Genomic DNA, 17,527 nt, shown 5'->3' on the forward strand with positions numbered 1-17,527 from the left:
CCGCACCCTGGAGCGCCTGAACCAGCTCGAGGCCTCGACCTCGGGCGAGTACGCGCAGGACGTGGCCAACGAGATCCGCTCGGTGATGCAGCAGCACGCGGCCGTGTTCCGCAAGCAGGCCACGATGGACGAAGGCGTGCAGAAGATCGCCGAGGTCCGCAAGCGCGTCGCCGCCGTCACCCTCAAGGACAAGTCGCGCGTGTTCAACACCGCGCGCATCGAAGCCCTCGAAGTCGACAACCTGATCGAAGTGGCGCAGGCCACGATGGTCTCGGCCGCCGCCCGCCGCGAATGCCGCGGCGCCCACACGGTCGAGGACTACGAGCGCCCGGCCGACGATCCGGTCGCGCCGCTGGGCCGCGACGACGCCAACTGGATGAAGCACACGCTCTGGTACAGCCAGGACAACCGCCTCTCGTACAAGCCGGTCAAGCTGCAGCCGCTGACGGTGGCCTCGGTGCCGCCGAAGGTCCGCACGTTCTAAGGCCCGGGAAAGCATCACAAGGACATCACGATGAAGCGCACATTCCAAATCTACCGCTACGACCCGGACAAGGACGCCAAGCCCTACATGCAGACCATCGAGATCGAACTCGACGGCCACGAGCGCATGCTGCTCGACGCCCTCATGAAGCTCAAGGCGCAGGACCCGACGCTGTCGTTCCGCCGCTCTTGCCGCGAAGGCGTCTGCGGCTCGGACGCGATGAACATCAACGGCAAGAACGGCCTGGCCTGCCTGACCAACATGCTCACGCTCAAGGGCACGATCGTGCTCAAGCCGCTGCCCGGCCTGCCGGTGATCCGCGACCTGATCGTGGACATGACGCAGTTCTTCAAGCAGTACAACTCGATCAAGCCCTACCTGCAGAACGACACCGTGCCGCCCGAGAAGGAGCGCCTGCAGTCGCCCGAGGAGCGCGACGAGCTCAACGGCCTGTACGAGTGCATCCTGTGCGCGAGCTGCTCGACCAGCTGCCCGAGCTTCTGGTGGAACCCCGACAAGTTCGTCGGCCCGGCCGGGCTGCTGCAAGCCTACCGCTTCATCGCCGACAGCCGCGACGAAGCCACCGGCGAGCGCCTGGACAACCTTGAAGACCCGTATCGCCTGTTCCGCTGCCACTCGATCATGAACTGCGTCGACGTGTGCCCCAAGAACCTGAACCCGACCCGGGCGATCGGCAAGATCAAGGAACTCATGGTGCGTCGCGCCATCTAGCCCGAGTGACGGACCCCATGCAAGCCACCGACGACCTCTCCGAGCCGATCAGCGTGCGTGCGCTGAGCAAGCTCAAGTGGCGCTGCCGGCGCGGCCTGCTTGAAAACGACCTGTTCATTGCCCGCTTCTTCGAACGGCACGAGGCAAGCCTGACCCGCGGGCAGGCACAGGCACTGGAGACATTGATGGACCTGTCGGACAACGACCTGCTCGACCTCCTGCTCGCGCGAAAGGAGCCCGAGCCCGGATGGGCCGGGGCCGAGGTGGTCGAACTGCTGCGACTGATGCGCAGCGACGGTGCGCAATTCCTATCTTCCTGATCCATTCTTTGAAAGACACTCGAAATGAAAGCATCCGAGAACAAGGCCACGCTGTCGTTCAGCAACGGCGGACAGAACGTCGAGCTGCCGATCTACAAGGGGACCCTCGGCCCTGACGTGATCGACATCCGCAAGCTCTACGCCCAGACGGGCATGTTCACCTACGACCCGGGCTTCATGTCGACGGCCTCGTGCGAATCGGCCATCACCTACATCGACGGCGACAAGGGCGAACTGCTGTACCGCGGCTACCCGATCGAGCAGCTCGCAACCAACTGCGACTTCCTCGAGACCTGCCACCTGCTGCTGTACGGCGAGCTGCCCGACCAGGCCAAGAAGACCAGCTTCACGAAGCTCGTGACCAATCACACGATGGTCAACGAGCAGATGCAGTTCTTCCTGCGCGGTTTCCGCCGCGACGCGCACCCGATGGCCATCATGACCGGCCTGGTCGGCGCGCTGTCGGCCTTCTATCACGACAGCACGGACATCAACAATCCGAAGCACCGCGAGATCGCCGCGATCCGCCTGATCGCGAAGATGCCGACGCTGGTCGCCATGGCCTACAAGTACACCGTGGGCCAGCCCTACATGTACCCGAAGAACGACCTCAGCTATGCGGGCAACTTCCTGCACATGATGTTCGCGACGCCGTGCGAGGAGTACAAGGTGAGCCCGGTACTCGAGCGCGCGCTCGACCGCATCTTCATCCTGCACGCCGACCACGAGCAGAACGCCTCGACCTCGACCGTGCGCCTGTGCGGCTCGTCGGGCACCAACCCCTTCGCGGCGATCGCGGCCGGCGTGGCCTGCCTCTGGGGCCCGGCCCACGGCGGCGCCAACGAGGCGGCGCTCAACATGCTCTACGACATCCAGAAGGCGGGCGGCGTCGACAAGATCGGCGAGTTCATCAAGCAGGTCAAGGACAAGAACTCGAACGTCAAGCTGATGGGCTTCGGGCATCGCGTCTACAAGAACTACGACCCGCGCGCCAAGCTGATGCAGGAAACCTGCAAGGAAGTGCTGGGCGAACTGGGCCTCGAGAACGATCCCCTGTTCAAGCTCGCCATGGCGCTCGAGAAGATCGCCCTGGAAGACGAATACTTCGTCTCGCGCAAGCTCTACCCGAACGTCGACTTCTATTCGGGCATCGTGCAGCGCGCGATCGGCATCCCGGTGCCGCTGTTCACCGCCGTCTTCGCGCTCGCGCGCACGGTCGGCTGGATTGCCCAGCTCAACGAGATGATCGGCGACCCGGACTACAAGATCGGCCGTCCGCGCCAACTCTTCGAAGGCTCGGTCAAGCGCGACGTCAAGCCCATCGCACAACGCTGATCGCCGTCAGGCTCTCACACAGGAAAGCTGCCTTCGGGCAGCTTTTTTGCGTTTTGGCTGACAGGAAGCCGAACTGCGGGCGAATAACTTCATGGCGTCATCCACCCCAAGGAGTTCCACCATGAAGAAACTCGCTGCCATGATCGCCGTCGTCTTCGCCTTCGCCGTGCCGCTGGCCGGCTGCAACACCATGAAGGGTGCCGGCCAGGACATCCAGAAGGGTGGCCAGAAGATGGAAGACGCCGCGACCAAGAAGCAATAAGCGCCATTCCCGCGCCGCTCATCGCGCCGCGGCATCGAAGCCATCGCCGATCGCGATGGCTTCCTCATTGAAACTGAGAGAAAATGTGGGCTTCCATCTCTGAACGAGATGCCAAAGCCCCAATGACCTCTTCCGAACGCAGTTTCGCCCGCCGCATCGACCTCACGTCGCTGCAGTTGTTCGTGGCTGTCTGCGAACTCGGCAGCATCGGTCGCGCGGCGGAACGCGAGTTCATCGCGGCTTCGGCGATCAGCAAGCGGCTGTCCGACCTCGAAGCCACCCTCGGCACCCCCCTGCTCTACCGCCACGCGCGCGGCGTCGACCTGACGCCGGCCGGCGAGAGCCTGCTGCACCATGCGCGATCGGTGCTCTACAGCCTCGAGAAGATGCAGGGCGAACTCAGCGAATACGCCGATGGCGTGCGCGGGCATGTCCGGGTGCACGCCAACATCTCGGCCATCGTTCAGTTCCTTCCCGAGGATCTCGGCGCCTTCACGCGCGAGCACGACGCGATCAAGATCGACCTCGAAGAGCACTTGAGCAGCGAGGTCGTGCGCGCCGTTCACGAGGGCGCGGCCGACCTCGGCGTTTGCCACCTCGCCGACGGCGCGGCCGACCTGCAGAGCCTGCCCTACCGCGACGACGCGCTGACGCTGATCGTGCCCGCCGGCCACGCACTGGCGTGCGAACGCGCGATCGATTTCGTCGACTCGCTGGACTACGACCACGTCGGCCTGCACACCAACAGCTCGATCTACGTCGCGATGCACCAGGCCGCGCTGGCCGCAAGCCGCAGCATCCGCCTGCGCATCCACGTGACGGGCCTCGACGCRATGTGCCGGATGATCGAGAACGGACTCGGCGTCGGCGTGATGCCGCTGCGCGCCTTCGAACTGATGCAGGGCGGCATCGGCCGCGGCCTGACCAGCATCGCGCTCAACGACGCCTGGGCCGCGCGCCAGATCCGCCTGATCGCACGCGACTTCTCGACCCTGCCGGTTGCCGCCCGCATGCTCGTCAAGCACCTGCATACCCCTGCTGACGCGACGCCCGCGCAGCTCGCCGCATAAGACAATCACCCTCCCACGAAAGAGACCCATGGCACGCACGCTCTACGACAAACTCTGGGACGAACACGTCGTCCACACCGAGGAAGACGGCACCTCGATCCTCTACATCGACCGCCACCTGGTGCATGAAGTCACCAGCCCTCAGGCTTTCGAAGGACTGCGCGAGGCCGGCCGCAAGCTCTGGCGCATCAGCTCGGTGGTCGCGACGGCCGACCACAACACGCCGACCACCCACTGGGAACTGGGCTACGACGGCATCACCGATCCCGTCAGCAAGGAACAGATCACCACGCTGGACACGAACATCAAGGAATTCGGCGCCGCCGCCTTCTTCCCGTTCCTGAGCAAGCGCCAGGGCATCGTGCACGTGATCGGGCCCGAGTCGGGCGCCACCTTGCCCGGCATGACCGTGGTTTGCGGCGACTCGCACACCTCGACCCACGGCGCTTTCGGCGCGCTCGCGCACGGCATCGGCACCAGCGAGGTCGAGCACGTGATGGCGACCCAGACCCTGCTCGCCAAAAAGGCCAAGAACCTGCTCGTGAAGGTTGAAGGCAAGCTGCCGCTGGGCTGCACCGCCAAGGACATCGTGCTCGCGATCATCGGCAGGATCGGCACCGCCGGCGGCACCGGCTACACCATCGAGTTCGCCGGTTCGGCGATCCGCGACCTGAGCATGGAAGGCCGCATGACGGTCTGCAACATGGCGATCGAGGCCGGCGCCCGCGCCGGGCTGGTGGCAGTGGACGACAAGACCATCGCCTACGTCCAGGGCCGCCCGCTGGCGCCGACCGGCGTCGAATGGGACCAGGCCGTCGCCTACTGGAAGACGCTGCAGTCCGACCCCGGCGCGCACTTCGACCTGGTGGTCGAGCTCGACGCCGCGCAGATCAAGCCGCAAGTCACCTGGGGCACCTCGCCCGAGATGGTGGTTCCGGTGGACGGCCGCGTGCCCGACCCGGACAAGGAAAAGGACGCCAACAAGCGCGGCGCGATCGAGCRCGCGCTGGCCTACATGGGCCTGGAGCCGAACAAGCCGATGAACGACATCCTGATCGACAAGGTCTTCATCGGCTCCTGCACCAACAGCCGCATCGAGGACATGCGCGAGGYCGCGGCGATGGTCAAGCGGCTGGGCCAGAAGGTGGCCAAGAACGTCAAGCTCGCCATGGTGGTGCCGGGCTCGGGCCTGGTCAAGGAACAGGCGGAGCGCGAAGGCCTGGACCAGATCTTCAAGGCGGCAGGCTTCGAATGGCGTGAACCCGGCTGCTCGATGTGCCTGGCGATGAACGCCGACCGGCTCGAGCCGGGCGAGCGCTGCGCCTCGACCAGCAACCGCAACTTCGAAGGCCGCCAGGGCGCCGGTGGCCGCACCCACCTCGTGAGCCCGGCCATGGCCGCCGCAGCCGCGGTCCATGGCCACTTCGTCGACGTCCGCCAGTTCTCATGAAACCTTGCGGAACAGACCAAGAATTGCGAAGCAATTTTTGCTCTGTTCTCAACTGACCAGATAGACATCACCATGCAGAAATTCACCGTGCACAAGGGCCTCGTGGCACCGATGGACCGCGAGAACGTCGACACCGACGCGATCATCCCGAAGCAGTTCCTGAAGTCGATCCGCAAGACCGGCTTCGGGCCCAATCTGTTCGACGCCTGGCGCTACCTGGACCCGGGCGAGCCGGGCCAGGATCCGAAGTCGCGCAAGCCGAACCCCGACTTCGTGCTGAACCAGCCGCGCTACGCCGGCGCCTCGGTGCTGCTGGCGCGCAAGAACTTCGGCTGCGGCTCGTCGCGCGAGCACGCACCGTGGGCACTCGACCAATACGGCTTCCGCGCCATCATCGCGCCGAGCTACGCCGACATCTTCTTCAACAACAGCTTCAAGAACGGCCTGTTGCCGATCGTGCTGAGCGAAGCCCAGGTGGCGCAGCTGTTCGACGAGACCCTCGCCTTTCCGGGCTACAGCCTGACCGTCGACCTCGAGCGCCAGGTGGTCGTCAAGCCGGACGGCAGCGAGCTCCCGTTCGAGGTCCAGGCCTTCCGCAAGTACTGCCTGCTCAACGGCCTCGACGACATCGGCCTGACCCTGCGCCACAAGGACAAGATCGCGGCCTTCGAAGCCGAGCGCCTGGCCAAGAAGCCCTGGCTGTCGCACCAACTCATCGCCTGAAATCCATTGTTCAATCTTCTCCGTACAAGCTCATGAAAATCGCAGTCCTCCCCGGTGATGGCATCGGCACCGAAATCGTTGCCGAGGCGATCCGCGTCCTCGATGTGCTCGACCTGTCCTTCGAGACCGAACAGGCGCTGGTCGGCGGCGCCGCCTACGAGGCCCACGGCCACCCGCTGCCCGAGTCCACGCTGAAACTGGCCAAGGAAGCCGACGCGGTGCTGTTCGGCGCCGTGGGGGACTGGAAGTACGACAAGCTCGAACGCTCGCTGCGCCCCGAGCAGGCCATCCTGGGCCTGCGCAAGAACCTCGGCCTGTTCGCCAACTTCCGCCCGGCCATCTGCTACGAGCAGCTGGTGGACGCCTCGAGCCTGAAGCCCGAGCTGATCGCGGGGCTGGACATCCTGATCATTCGCGAACTGACCGGCGACATCTATTTCGGCCAGCCGCGCGGCCGCCGCACCGCGGTCGACGGCCACTTCCCGGGCGCCGAGGAAGCCTTCGACACCATGCGCTATTCGCGCCCCGAGGTCGAGCGCATCGCCCACGTCGCCTTCCAGGCGGCGCGCAAGCGCAGCAAGCGCGTGACCAGCGTCGACAAGGCCAACGTGCTCGAGACCTTCCAGTTCTGGAAGGACATCGTGACCGAGGTCGGCCGCGAATATCCCGACATCGAACTCGACCACATGTACGTCGACAACGCTGCCATGCAGCTGGTCAAGGCACCCAAGAAGTTCGACGTGGTGGTCACCGGCAACATGTTCGGCGACATCCTGTCGGACGAGGCCGCGATGCTCACCGGCTCGATCGGCATGCTGCCCTCGGCCTCGCTGAACGCCAGCAACCAGGGCCTCTACGAGCCCAGCCACGGCAGCGCGCCCGACATTGCCGGCAAAGGGGTTGCCAATCCTTTGGCTACAATCCTGTCCGCTGCCATGATGCTTCGCTTTTCCCTCAACCAGCCCGAGGCTGCCGACCGGATCGAGTCGGCGGTCAAGTCCGTGCTGGCCCAGGGGCTGCGCACGGCAGACATCTGGTCCGCAGGCACGACCAAGGTCGGCACCCGCGAGATGGGCGATGCCGTGGTGGCTGCCATCACCAAAAAGACGATTACCGGCTAAACCAGCCCGCTTCGTCACGCCCTTCCCGGCTCTGACGAGCCGGGCGCAAAGAGAAGACAGTTTCTTTTTTCACAAGGGCAATTTGAAATGGCGAACGCAAATCAACCTCTGGTCGGCCTCGTGGGCTGGCGCGGCATGGTCGGCTCGGTCCTCATGGACCGGATGCAGGCCGAAGGCGACTTCGGACTGATCGAGCCGGTCTTCTTCTCGACTTCGAACGCCGGCGGCAAGGCCCCGGCGATGGCGAAGAACGAGACCACGCTGAAGGACGCCCACGACATCGAGGCACTCAAGAAGTGCGACATCGTCGTCACCGCCCAAGGCGGCGACTACACGACCGAGGTGTTCCCGAAGCTGCGTGCGGCCGGCTGGAAGGGCCACTGGATCGACGCCGCGTCCACGCTGCGCATGAACGACGACACGATCATCGTGCTCGATCCGGTCAACCTGCCGGTGATCCAGAACGCGCTCGCCAAGGGCGGCAAGAACTGGATCGGCGGCAACTGCACCGTCAGCTGCATGCTGATGGGCGTGGGCGCGCTCTACAAGGCCGGCCTGGTCGAGTGGATGACCAGCATGACCTACCAGGCGGCCTCGGGTGGCGGCGCGCAGCACATGCGCGAGCTGCTGACCCAGTTCGGCACCCTCAACGCCGAGGTGCGCGCGCTGCTCGACGACCCGAAGTCGGCGATCCTCGAGATCGACCGCAAGGTGCTGGCCAAGCAGCAGTCGCTGAGCGCCGCTGAAACCGCGAACTTCGGCGCCCCGCTCGGCGGCAGCCTGATCCCCTGGATCGACAAGGACCTGGGCGACGGCATGAGCAAGGAAGAGTGGAAGGGTGGCGCCGAGACCAACAAGATCCTCGGCCAGGGCGCGGGCTTCGGCACCGCCGCGACGCCGGTCGACGGCTTCTGCGTGCGCATCGGCGCGATGCGCTGCCACAGCCAGGCGCTGACCTTCAAGCTCAAAAAGGACGTTCCGGTGGCCGACATCGAGGCGCTGATGGCGGCCGACAACGAGTGGGTCAAGGTGGTGCCGAACACCCGCGAGGCCACGGTCCGCGACCTGACGCCGGTGGCCGTCACCGGCACGATGACGATTCCGGTCGGCCGCGTGCGCAAGCTTGCGATGGGTCCGGAGTACGTGGGCGCCTTCACTATCGGCGACCAACTGCTGTGGGGCGCCGCCGAACCGCTGCGCCGCATGCTGCGCATCCTGCTGGAGGAATGAGTTCGCCCCCAGGTTGCCCGGCACTTCGTGTCCGGGCGCCCACCCCCTGCCGGGGGCAACACCAGCGGCCCGGCGAAGCCGGTTCCGCGGTGTTTCACCAACAGGCCTGGCTGCGCCGGCCAAAGCGAAGTGAGCCAACTGCGGGCGAGCGTTGCTCAACCGCAACGACAAATGCATGACGAAGTTTGCACGCACTGGGTAGATAAGCCTTGTCGCCTTGTCAGTGCAAGGTCTTGATGTTAACGTCCCCTTACACATTTGGGCCGAGCTGCCCCCTACCAGCATGACACGACAACCGTTGCCTGCGGCCCGCCTTTCGGCCCTTCCTCCGAGTACGACGAACGCCGGTCGTGGCCAGCTCACCCTCCTCAGCGCTGCGGTCGGCTTGGCATTGGGCGCATTGGCGGTCGACGCCAGCGCGTTGACGCTGGGACGGTTGAATGTTCAGTCGGCGCTGGGCGAACCGCTGCGCGCAGAAATCGAAGTCACCGAGATCACGCCGGCCGAAGCCGGTGGACTGAAGGTCAACATCGCCTCCTCCGAGGCTTTCCGCGCCGCCGGGGTTCCCTACAACGCGGCGCTGTCGGATGTCCGGGCCGGCGTCCAGAAGCGTCCCGATGGCCGCTACGTCATTCGCCTCACCAGCAATCGGCTGCTCAGCGAGCCTTTCGTCGACCTGTTGCTCGAAGCCAACTGGAACACCGGGCGCATCGTGCGCGACTACACGGTCCTGCTCGACCCGCCGGCCAGCCGCCAGGCTGCCGCCCCGGTGGCTCCGATCGCTCCGCAGATCAGCGCGCCGCCACCGCAACGCGTCGCCCCGACCGTCGTGCAGGCGGCGCCTCCGAGCCGCCGCGAGCGCGCCGTCGCTGCGGCGCCTGCAGCGCCGCCCGCCCCGGCGGAAAGCGGCACGGTGCGCACCGGCGCCGGCGAACACGTGAAAGTCCAGGCCGGCGATACCGCCGGCAAGATCGCGGCCGCCTACAAGCCGGCCGAGGTCTCGCTCGACCAGATGCTCGTGGCCCTGCTGCGCGCCAACCCCAACGCCWTCATCGGCGGCAACGTGAACCGGATCAAGGCCGGCGCAGTGCTGGAGATGCCCGGTACGCCCCAGGCCGAAGCCGTCCCGCCAGGCGAGGCGCGCCGCACGGTGACCGCGCAGAGCCAGGATTTCGGCGAGTACCGGCGTCGCCTCGCCGACAACGCGCCGACATCGCGGGTCGCCGATGCCGACCGCCAGGCCTCGGGCAAGCTGCAGGCCAATGTCGAGGACCGCAACGCGGCCAATGCCGCCAGCGACAAGCTCAAGATCTCCCAGGGCATCGCCCCGGGCCGGCCGACCGAAGAGCAGATTGCACAGGCGCGCCAGGCGCAGGCCAGCAACGCCCGGGTCGCCGAGMTGTCGAAGAACATCTCCGAGCTGAACAAGATCCAGGCCGCCAGCGGCACGACGCCAGCGGCAGCCAGTCCGGCGTCGGCCGCTGCCTCGGCCGCAGCCGCCAGCCCCGCACCTGCCGCTGCGCCAGTTGCAGCGGCAGTTGCAGCGCCAGTTGCTGCAGCAGCAGCTTCGGCCGCAGCAGGCACGCCCGCCGCCGCGACGCCGCCGGCCGTGGTTGCGCCCGCGGCGGCTGCGTCCGCTCCATCGGTTGCAGCCGCCACCGACGCCAGCAGCCCCAAGCCGGCCGATACCGCAGCGGCCGCGCCCGCTGCCACCCCTCCCGCGGCTGCGCCCAAGCCGGTCGCCAAGGCGCCCCCCCCGCCACCGCCCGAGCAACCCAGCTTCTTCGCCGAACTGCTCGACAACCCGCTGATGGCCGGTGCGGCGGCGCTGATCGCGCTGCTGATCGGCTTGCTGCTCTACCGCGTGCTCGGCCGCAAGCGCCGCGACGCCGGCGACAGCGTGTTCATYGAAAGCCGGATCCCCAAGGACTCCTTCTTCGGCGCCAGCGGCGGCGAGTCGGTGGACACCAAGAATCGGGGCAATTCGGTGGTGTCGTCGCTGTCCTATTCGACCAGCCAGATGGACGCGGGCGACGTCGATCCGGTGGCCGAAGCCGACGTCTACCTGGCCTACGGCCGCGACCTGCAAGCCGAGGAAATCCTGCGCGAGGCCTTGCGGGTCAACCCGGAACGCTCCGCGATTCACCTCAAACTGCTCGAGATCCACGCCAAGCGCCGCGACCTGCGCGCCTACGAGGCCCTCGCCGCCGACGTCCACAAGCTGACCGGCGGTACCGGCAGCGAGTGGAACCGCGTGGTGGAACTCGGCAAGGACCTCGATCCGGGCAATCCGCTCTACGAGACCGGCAGCCGTGGCGGTGTGTCCGCCGCCGAGGCGGCCGCCTTCGCCGGTACGCTCGCAGCCGCCAGCGCGCCCGTGCCGCTGGCGCCGGTGCCTGCTCCGGTGGTCGAAGCCCCGCCGCCGGCCTTCATGCCTTCGGTGGCACCGCTGGACTTCGACCTCGAGCTGAGCCACCCACCGAAAGAAACGCCTCAGACCACGATCACTGCCACGTTGCCGCCGATCCCGACGCCGAAGGCCTTCAAGCCGGCCGACAGCGCGCTGCCGAGCACCGTCGCCGCACCGCTCAACGGCAGCCACTCGGCCAAGCCGGTCGCGCGCCTCGATCTCGAGAATGACTTCGACACCGCGCCCGGCGCCCTCGAGTCGCTCACCCGCGCGCCGTCGCAACCGGACGAAGAGCGCACCCAGCCCGCGCCCCTGCGCGCCGGCCTGCCGGCGGACTCCGGCTTCATCGAATTCGACATGAGCTCCCTGGCCGGCCTATCGGGCCGCAATCCATCCGACACCGAGCGCGGCCGCCTCGAGCCGATCGACGACAGCGGCGAGAACCCCCACGCGATCAAGCTCTCCCTGGCGCGCGAACTCAAGGCGCTGGGCGACGTCGAAGGCGCCCGCTCGCTGGTCGAGGAAGTGGCCGCCGAGAGCGCCGGCGACGTCAAGGCCGAGGCCAAGCAACTGCTCGGCCAGTTGCGCTGAGCGGCCTTGCGGCCGCCGCCGATTCCCCTGTGAGGCTGGCTCTCGGCATCCGCTACAACGGACAGGCGTACGAAGGCTGGCAGAGCCAGCTTTCGGGCCGCACTGTGCAGGACAAGCTGGAGGCGGCGCTGGCCCAGTTCGCCGCGCAGCCGATTTCCACGCTCTGCGCCGGCCGCACCGACACCGGCGTCCACGGCCTGATGCAAGTGGTGCATTTCGACACGTCGGTCGAGCGCACCCCCTTCTCCTGGGTCCGCGGCACCAATCGCTACCTGCCCCCGGACATCGCGCTGCAATGGGCACAGCCGGTGCCCGACTCCTTCCACTGCCGCGCCAGCGCCCTGACCCGGCGCTACCTGTACGTGCTGTCGCAGTCGCCGGTGCGCCCGAGCCTGGACGCCGGACGCGTCGGCTGGTCCATGCACGCGCTCGACGGGAATGCGATGCGGGCCGCGGCCGCGGTACTGGTAGGCCGGCACGATTTCAGTTCCTTCCGGGCCTCGGCCTGCCAGGCCCGCTCGCCGGTCAAGGACCTGCGCCGCATCGAGATCACGCGCCACGGCGAAGGCGAGCGCTGTCGCTGGCATTTCGAATTCGAGGCCGACGCCTTCCTGCACCACATGATCCGCAACCTCATGGGCTGCCTGGTACGGATCGGCCGCGGCGACTCGCCGCCCGAATGGATGGCCGAGGTGCTGGCCGCGCGCAGCCGCGTGGTTGCGGCGCCCACCTTCTCGCCCAGCGGGCTCTACTTTCTCGGGCCGTTGTACGACGCCGGCTGGGGCCTGCCGGCCGAGGCGACGCTGCAGGCCGGCGGCACTGCGTATGATGGTCCGCCATGACCGCCCAAGCTTCCCTGGCCCGCACCCGCATCAAGATCTGCGGACTGACGCGTGAAGCCGACGTGGACGCCGCGGTCGAGGCCGGTGCGGACGCGGTCGGCTTCGTGCTCTTTGCCGCCAGCCCGCGGGCGGTGAGCGTCGAGCGGGCGGCCGTGCTGGCCGCGCGGCTGCCGCCGTTCGTGACGCCGGTGCTGTTGTTCGTCAACGAATCGGAGGCGGCGACCCTGGACGCGCTGTCGCGGGTGGCCGGCGCCATGGCCCAGTTCCACGGCGACGAAACGCCGGAGCAATGCTGGCAGGCCAGCGGTCGCGGTGCCCACCGGTTCATGCGCGCGGCCCGCATTCCGCTCGGCGCCGCCGGGGCTTCCTTCGACCTCGTAAAATACGCGTCCGATTACTCCCGCGCCCACGCCATCCTGCTCGACGCCCATGTCGAAGCCTATGGCGGTGGCGGCAAGGCATTCGATTGGTCACTTCTTCCACCCGCCGTCGACGCTCACCTCGTCTTGAGTGGTGGGCTCGCACCTGCAAACGTGGGCGATGGCATTCGTCAGCTGCGGACGGCAGCCAAGTCGCTGTCCGTTGACGTGAGTTCGGGCGTCGAGGCCGCAAAGGGCCTCAAGGACGCCGCGAAGATTCACGCATTCGTGGCCGCCGTGCGTGCGGCCGATGCCTTCTCCCCAGTTCCCTAGCTCGCCGCGCCGCCTCGATCTCTCCGGGTGCCGGCCAGCCCAACGATCGAGACCATGGACACCTACCAGCAACCCGACGCCRGCGGCCACTTCGGCATCTACGGCGGCACTTTCGCCAGCGAGACGCTGACCCACGCGATCAGCGAACTGCGCGACGCCTACGCCCGGTACAAGGACGACCCGGAATTCCTGGCCGAATTCCACTACGAACTGGCCCATTTCGTGGGCCGGCCCTCGCCGATCTACCATGCGGCGCGCACCAGCCGCGAGATGGGCGGGGCCCAGATCTACCTCAAGCGCGAGGACCTGAACCACACCGGCGCCCACAAGGTCAACAACACCATCGGCCAGGCCATGCTCGCCAAGCGCATGGGCAAGCCGCGGGTGATCGCCGAGACCGGCGCCGGCCAGCATGGCGTGGCCACCGCCACCATCTGCGCCCGCTACGGGCTCGAATGCGTGGTCTACATGGGCAGCCAGGACGTGCAGCGCCAGAGCCCCAACGTGTACCRCATGAACCTGCTGGGCGCGACCGTGGTGCCGGTCGAGTCGGGCAGCAAGACACTGAAGGATGCGCTCAACGAGGCCATGCGCGACTGGGTCACGAACGTCGAGAACACCTTCTACATCATCGGCACGGTGGCCGGCCCGCATCCCTACCCGACCATGGTGCGCGACTTCCAGAGCGTGATCGGCACCGAATGCATCGAGCAGATGCCGGCCATGCTGGCCGCGCAGGGCATCACGGGCGAAGCCGGGGGCCGGCAGCCCGACGTCGTGGTCGCCTGCGTGGGCGGCGGCAGCAACGCGATGGGGATCTTCCATCCGTACATTCCGTTCGAGCGCACGCGCCTGATCGGCGTCGAAGCCGCAGGCGAAGGCCTGGACAGCGGCAAGCATTCGGCCTCGATCCTGCGCGGCAGCCCCGGCGTCCTGCACGGCAACCGCACCTACCTGCTGCAGAACGAAGACGGCCAGGTCACCGAGACCCACAGCATCAGCGCCGGCCTGGACTACCCCGGCGTCGGCCCCGAGCACGCCTACCTGGCCGACATCGGCCGCGCCGAGTACGTGGGCATCACCGATGCCGAAGCGCTGGAAGCCTTCCACTACCTGTGCCGGACCGAAGGCATCATCCCGGCGCTGGAGTCGAGCCATGCCTTCGCCTATGCCATGAAGCTCGCCAGGACGATGCGCCCGGACCAGTCGATCCTGGTCAACCTCTCGGGCCGCGGCGACAAGGACATCGGCACGGTGGCCGACCTCTCGGGCGTCGATTTCTACGACCGGCCGTCGATGCGCGGCCTGAGCGTGAAGGGAGGCAAGTGATGAGCCGAATTGCCGCCGCTTTCGAAGCCCTGCAAAAGGACGGCCGCCGGGCCCTGGTCCCCTACGTCACCGCCGGTTTCCCGTTCGCCGACATCACGCCCGCGCTGATGCACGGCATGGTCGAGGCCGGCGCCGACGTGATCGAGCTCGGCGTGCCGTTCTCCGACCCGATGGCCGACGGCCCCGTGATCCAGCGCGCCGGCGAGGCCGCGCTGGCGCTCGGCGTGGGCATGAAGCAGGTGCTCGCCATGGTGGCCGACTTCCGGCGCCAGGACGACCGTACGCCGGTGGTGCTGATGGGCTATRCCAACCCGGTGGAGCGCTACGACGGCGTGCACGGCAAGGGCGCCTTCATCCGCGACGCGGCCGCGGCCGGCGTCGACGGTCTGCTGGTGGTGGACTATCCGCCCGAGGAATGCGAGGAATTCGCCGCGGCCCTGAAGGCGAAGAACATCGACCTGATCTTCCTGCTGGCCCCGACCAGCACCGACGCGCGCATGGCCCAGGTCGGACGGATCGCCACCGGCTACGTCTACTACGTCTCGCTCAAGGGCGTGACCGGCGCCGGCCACCTCGATACCGAGGCGGTCGGGCGCATGATCCCGCGCATCCGCAAGCATGTGAGCGTGCCGGTCGGCGTCGGCTTCGGCATCCGCGACGCCCGCACCGCGCAGGCGGTCGGCGCCGCCGCCGACGCGGTCGTGATCGGCACCCGCATCATCCAGTTGATCGAGGGCCAGCCCCGGGACGCCGTGGTGCCGCTGGTGCGCGAATTCCTGGCCGAGATCCGCCAGGCGCTCGACGCCCTGCCCGCCGCCACGCCCCGGAACGCGGCTGGCGGATAATCCATGCCCACACAAGGACAAACTATGGCCCCCATGCTGCGCACTTCGTGTCTTCGCTGCCCTCCAAGGGGGCGCATTTCACCTTGGGGCGGCCCGGCGGTGAAATCATGAGCTGGCTTGAAAAACTGCTTCCCCCCAAGATCACGCCGACCGACCCGAGCGAACGGCGCCAGATGCCCGAAGGCCTCTGGATCAAGTGCCCGAGCTGCGACACCGTGCTCTACAAGACCGACCTCGAGCACAACCAGAACGTCTGCCCGAGCTGCGGCCATCATCACCGCATCGGCGCCCGGGCGCGGCTCGACGCTTTCCTCGACCCCGAAGGCCGCTACGAGGTGGGCCAGGAGGTGTTGCCGGTCGACGCCCTGAAGTTCAAGGACAGCCGCAAGTACCCCGAACGTCTTAAGGAAGCGCTGGAGAACACCGGCGAAACCGACGCCCTGGTCGTGATCGGCGGCTCGGTGCACAGCATCAACGTGGTGGTCGCCTGCTTCGAGTTCGACTTCATGGGCGGCAGCATGGGCAGCGTGGTCGGCGAGCGCTTCGTGCGCGGCGTCGAGACCGCGATCGAGCAGAAGGTGCCTTTCATCTGCTTCACCGCCACCGGCGGCGCGCGGATGCAGGAAGGCCTGCTGTCGCTGATGCAGATGGCCAAGAMCAACGCCTCGCTGACGCGCCTCGCGAAGAAGGGYCTGCCCTACATCAGCGTGCTGACCGATCCGACCATGGGCGGTGTGAGTGCCGGCTTCGCCTTCGTCGGCGACGTGGTGATCGCCGAGCCCAAGGCGCTGATCGGCTTCGCCGGCCCGCGCGTGATCGAATCGACCGTGCGCGTGACCCTGCCCGAGGGCTTCCAGCGCGCCGAGTTCCTGCAGACCAAGGGCGCGATCGACTTCATCTGCGACCGGCGCGAACTGCGCAAGACCGTGGCCAACACCCTGGCCATGCTGCTGCGCCAACCCGCCGACGCGGTGGTTTAGTAGCTCGCCCCCAGGTTGCCCCGCACTTCGTGTCGGGGCGCCCACCCCCTACCGGGGGCAACACCAGCGGACTGGCAAAGCCAGATCCGCGGTGTTTCACGAACGGGCCTGGCTGCGCCGGCCGCGCGCGGTCAACCTAGAGTGAAGGCGGCTTGCATCAGGTTGCCGAGCACGATCGCCACCACCTGCAGCAGCACGATCGCGGCCAGCACCGACAGGTCGACGCCGCCGATCGGCGGAATGAAGCGGCGCAGTGGCCGCACCAGCGGTTCGGCCAGCCGCGCGATCAGGTCGTGCAGCATCGAGGAGGCATTCGGCACCCAGGACAGCACCGCGTGGACGATCAGCAGCGCGGTGAGCCCCGACACGGCGAGTTGCAGCAGTCCGACCAGCGACACGAGCGGCAGCACGGCCCAGCGCCCGACGCCGCCCATCAACAGCCACAGGAGCAGGAACTTGGCCAGCACCAGCAGCCAGGCGGCCACCAGGCTCGCGAGGTCCCAGCGCTTGACCGAGGGCACGATGCGGCGCAGCGGCAGGACGATCCAGTCGCTCACCGCGAACACGAAGCGCCCCAGCGGATTGCCGAAAGGCACACGGTGGAATTGCATGTAGAGACGCAGCAGGCAAGCGCCGCCCAGGAGGCCGACGATCACGTCGAGCAGGAACGAGGGGATCTGATAGAACATGGCGCGTGGTCGTGAACGGAATGCGATGATAGCCACGCAAAGGTTCATCGATGACGACACGCCCCCTTCTGCGCTCCCTCCCCTTGTTCCCGCTCGGCACCGTGCTCTTCCCGGGCGGCCTGCTGCCGCTGCGCATCTTCGAGGTCCGCTACCTCGACATGATCGGCCGCTGCCACCGGAACGGATCGCCTTTCGGCGTGGTGAGCCTGACGCAGGGCAGCGAGGTCCGCCGCGCCGGCGCCGAAGCCGAGCGCTTCGCCGCCGTCGGCACGCTGGCGGTGATCCGCGAATTCGATGCGCCCCAGGCCGGACTGCTGCAGATCGAGTGCATCGGCACGCAGCGCTTCAGCGTCCGCTCCAGCGAGCTGCAGAGCCACGGTCTCTGGACCGCCGAGGTCGAGGCCCTGGCCGACGATCTGGCG

The 17,527-nt window shown here is 67.4% G+C and carries 17 protein-coding genes and 1 pseudogene; 17 read left to right on the plus strand and 1 reads right to left on the minus strand.

Annotated elements, in window-relative coordinates; genetic code table 11:
* The 16 genes and pseudogenes from AC1D2K_RS12175 to accD all read left to right on the plus strand — a co-directional run.
* Nucleotides 1–484, plus strand: a pseudogene (locus AC1D2K_RS12175) (succinate dehydrogenase/fumarate reductase flavoprotein subunit); the annotation flags it as partial.
* A 30-nt stretch (nt 485–514) separates the two neighbouring features.
* Nucleotides 515–1,216: a succinate dehydrogenase iron-sulfur subunit gene (locus AC1D2K_RS12180; RefSeq protein WP_442281862.1), complete on the plus strand. Its 702-nt coding sequence runs from the start codon at nt 515–517 to the stop codon at nt 1,214–1,216.
* Nucleotides 1,217–1,233: 17 nt separating this feature from the next.
* The gene (locus AC1D2K_RS12185) at nt 1,234–1,536 is read left to right on the plus strand and encodes an FAD assembly factor SdhE (protein ID WP_478089093.1); all 303 of its coding nucleotides are present in this window, start codon (nt 1,234–1,236) and stop codon (nt 1,534–1,536) included.
* Between the two features lie 24 nt (nt 1,537–1,560).
* Complete coding sequence (gltA, locus tag AC1D2K_RS12190; protein ID WP_478089094.1) at nt 1,561–2,871, plus strand: citrate synthase; 1,311 nt, start codon at nt 1,561–1,563, stop codon at nt 2,869–2,871.
* Between the two features lie 121 nt (nt 2,872–2,992).
* On the plus strand, nt 2,993–3,133 hold the full coding sequence (locus tag AC1D2K_RS12195; RefSeq protein ID WP_478089095.1) for an entericidin A/B family lipoprotein: 141 nt from the start codon (nt 2,993–2,995) through the stop codon (nt 3,131–3,133).
* A 122-nt stretch (nt 3,134–3,255) separates the two neighbouring features.
* Nucleotides 3,256–4,203, plus strand: coding sequence for a LysR substrate-binding domain-containing protein (locus AC1D2K_RS12200; RefSeq protein ID WP_478089096.1), 948 nt, complete (start codon nt 3,256–3,258; stop codon nt 4,201–4,203).
* Nucleotides 4,204–4,231: 28 nt separating this feature from the next.
* Entirely contained in the window at nt 4,232–5,653 is a 1,422-nt protein-coding gene (leuC, locus tag AC1D2K_RS12205) for a 3-isopropylmalate dehydratase large subunit (RefSeq protein ID WP_478089097.1), read from the plus strand.
* A gap of 72 nt (nt 5,654–5,725) precedes the next feature.
* Entirely contained in the window at nt 5,726–6,376 is a 651-nt protein-coding gene (gene leuD, locus AC1D2K_RS12210; protein ID WP_478089098.1) for a 3-isopropylmalate dehydratase small subunit, read from the plus strand.
* A gap of 32 nt (nt 6,377–6,408) precedes the next feature.
* Complete coding sequence (gene leuB / locus AC1D2K_RS12215; RefSeq protein ID WP_478089099.1) at nt 6,409–7,497, plus strand: 3-isopropylmalate dehydrogenase; 1,089 nt, start codon at nt 6,409–6,411, stop codon at nt 7,495–7,497.
* A gap of 87 nt (nt 7,498–7,584) precedes the next feature.
* On the plus strand, nt 7,585–8,727 hold the full coding sequence (gene asd, locus AC1D2K_RS12220) for an aspartate-semialdehyde dehydrogenase (RefSeq protein WP_478089100.1): 1,143 nt from the start codon (nt 7,585–7,587) through the stop codon (nt 8,725–8,727).
* 385 nt (nt 8,728–9,112) lie between these two features.
* Nucleotides 9,113–11,728 carry a FimV/HubP family polar landmark protein gene (locus tag AC1D2K_RS12225; protein ID WP_478089101.1) on the plus strand — a complete coding sequence of 872 codons (2,616 nt, stop codon included), beginning with the start codon at nt 9,113–9,115 and terminating at the stop codon, nt 11,726–11,728.
* Between the two features lie 29 nt (nt 11,729–11,757).
* Nucleotides 11,758–12,570 (plus strand): tRNA pseudouridine(38-40) synthase TruA, encoded by an 813-nt coding sequence (gene truA / locus AC1D2K_RS12230; protein WP_478089102.1) that lies wholly within the window; start codon nt 11,758–11,760, stop codon nt 12,568–12,570.
* Nucleotides 12,567–13,262: a phosphoribosylanthranilate isomerase gene (locus AC1D2K_RS12235; protein WP_478089103.1), complete on the plus strand. Its 696-nt coding sequence runs from the start codon at nt 12,567–12,569 to the stop codon at nt 13,260–13,262. Before truA ends, AC1D2K_RS12235 begins: the two co-directional genes overlap by 4 nt.
* Before the next feature lie 54 nt (nt 13,263–13,316).
* On the plus strand, nt 13,317–14,591 hold the full coding sequence (trpB, locus tag AC1D2K_RS12240) for a tryptophan synthase subunit beta (protein ID WP_478089104.1): 1,275 nt from the start codon (nt 13,317–13,319) through the stop codon (nt 14,589–14,591).
* Nucleotides 14,591–15,436: a tryptophan synthase subunit alpha gene (gene trpA / locus AC1D2K_RS12245; protein WP_478089105.1), complete on the plus strand. Its 846-nt coding sequence runs from the start codon at nt 14,591–14,593 to the stop codon at nt 15,434–15,436. Before trpB ends, trpA begins: the two co-directional genes overlap by 1 nt.
* 107 nt (nt 15,437–15,543) lie before the next feature.
* Nucleotides 15,544–16,416: an acetyl-CoA carboxylase, carboxyltransferase subunit beta gene (gene accD, locus AC1D2K_RS12250; protein ID WP_478089108.1), complete on the plus strand. Its 873-nt coding sequence runs from the start codon at nt 15,544–15,546 to the stop codon at nt 16,414–16,416.
* Nucleotides 16,417–16,547: 131 nt separating this feature from the next.
* Here the strand turns inward: accD and AC1D2K_RS12255 are convergent, their stop codons facing one another.
* Nucleotides 16,548–17,105, minus strand: a complete 558-nt coding sequence (locus AC1D2K_RS12255; protein ID WP_478089106.1) for a YggT family protein — start codon at nt 17,103–17,105, stop codon at nt 16,548–16,550.
* Nucleotides 17,106–17,155: 50 nt separating this feature from the next.
* On the opposite strand from AC1D2K_RS12255, the gene AC1D2K_RS12260 reads away from it, so the two are divergent.
* Nucleotides 17,156–17,527: LON peptidase substrate-binding domain-containing protein (locus AC1D2K_RS12260; protein WP_478089107.1), on the plus strand; the 372-nt coding region annotated here is incomplete at its 3' end.

The sequence above is a fragment of the Variovorax sp. P1_H12_2 genome (assembly GCF_056405335.1).

Coding starts and splice junctions, on each gene's coding strand:
- asd (WP_478089100.1), top strand. CDS start 7,585: ATGGCGAACGCAAATCAACCTCTGGTCGGCCTCGTGGGCTGGCGCGGC.
- AC1D2K_RS12195 (WP_478089095.1), top strand. CDS start 2,993: ATGAAGAAACTCGCTGCCATGATCGCCGTCGTCTTCGCCTTCGCCGTG.
- AC1D2K_RS12255 (WP_478089106.1), bottom strand. CDS start 17,105: ATGTTCTATCAGATCCCCTCGTTCCTGCTCGACGTGATCGTCGGCCTC.
- AC1D2K_RS12180 (WP_442281862.1), top strand. CDS start 515: ATGAAGCGCACATTCCAAATCTACCGCTACGACCCGGACAAGGACGCC.
- AC1D2K_RS12185 (WP_478089093.1), top strand. CDS start 1,234: ATGCAAGCCACCGACGACCTCTCCGAGCCGATCAGCGTGCGTGCGCTG.
- leuD (WP_478089098.1), top strand. CDS start 5,726: ATGCAGAAATTCACCGTGCACAAGGGCCTCGTGGCACCGATGGACCGC.
- AC1D2K_RS12235 (WP_478089103.1), top strand. CDS start 12,567: ATGACCGCCCAAGCTTCCCTGGCCCGCACCCGCATCAAGATCTGCGGA.
- gltA (WP_478089094.1), top strand. CDS start 1,561: ATGAAAGCATCCGAGAACAAGGCCACGCTGTCGTTCAGCAACGGCGGA.
- leuB (WP_478089099.1), top strand. CDS start 6,409: ATGAAAATCGCAGTCCTCCCCGGTGATGGCATCGGCACCGAAATCGTT.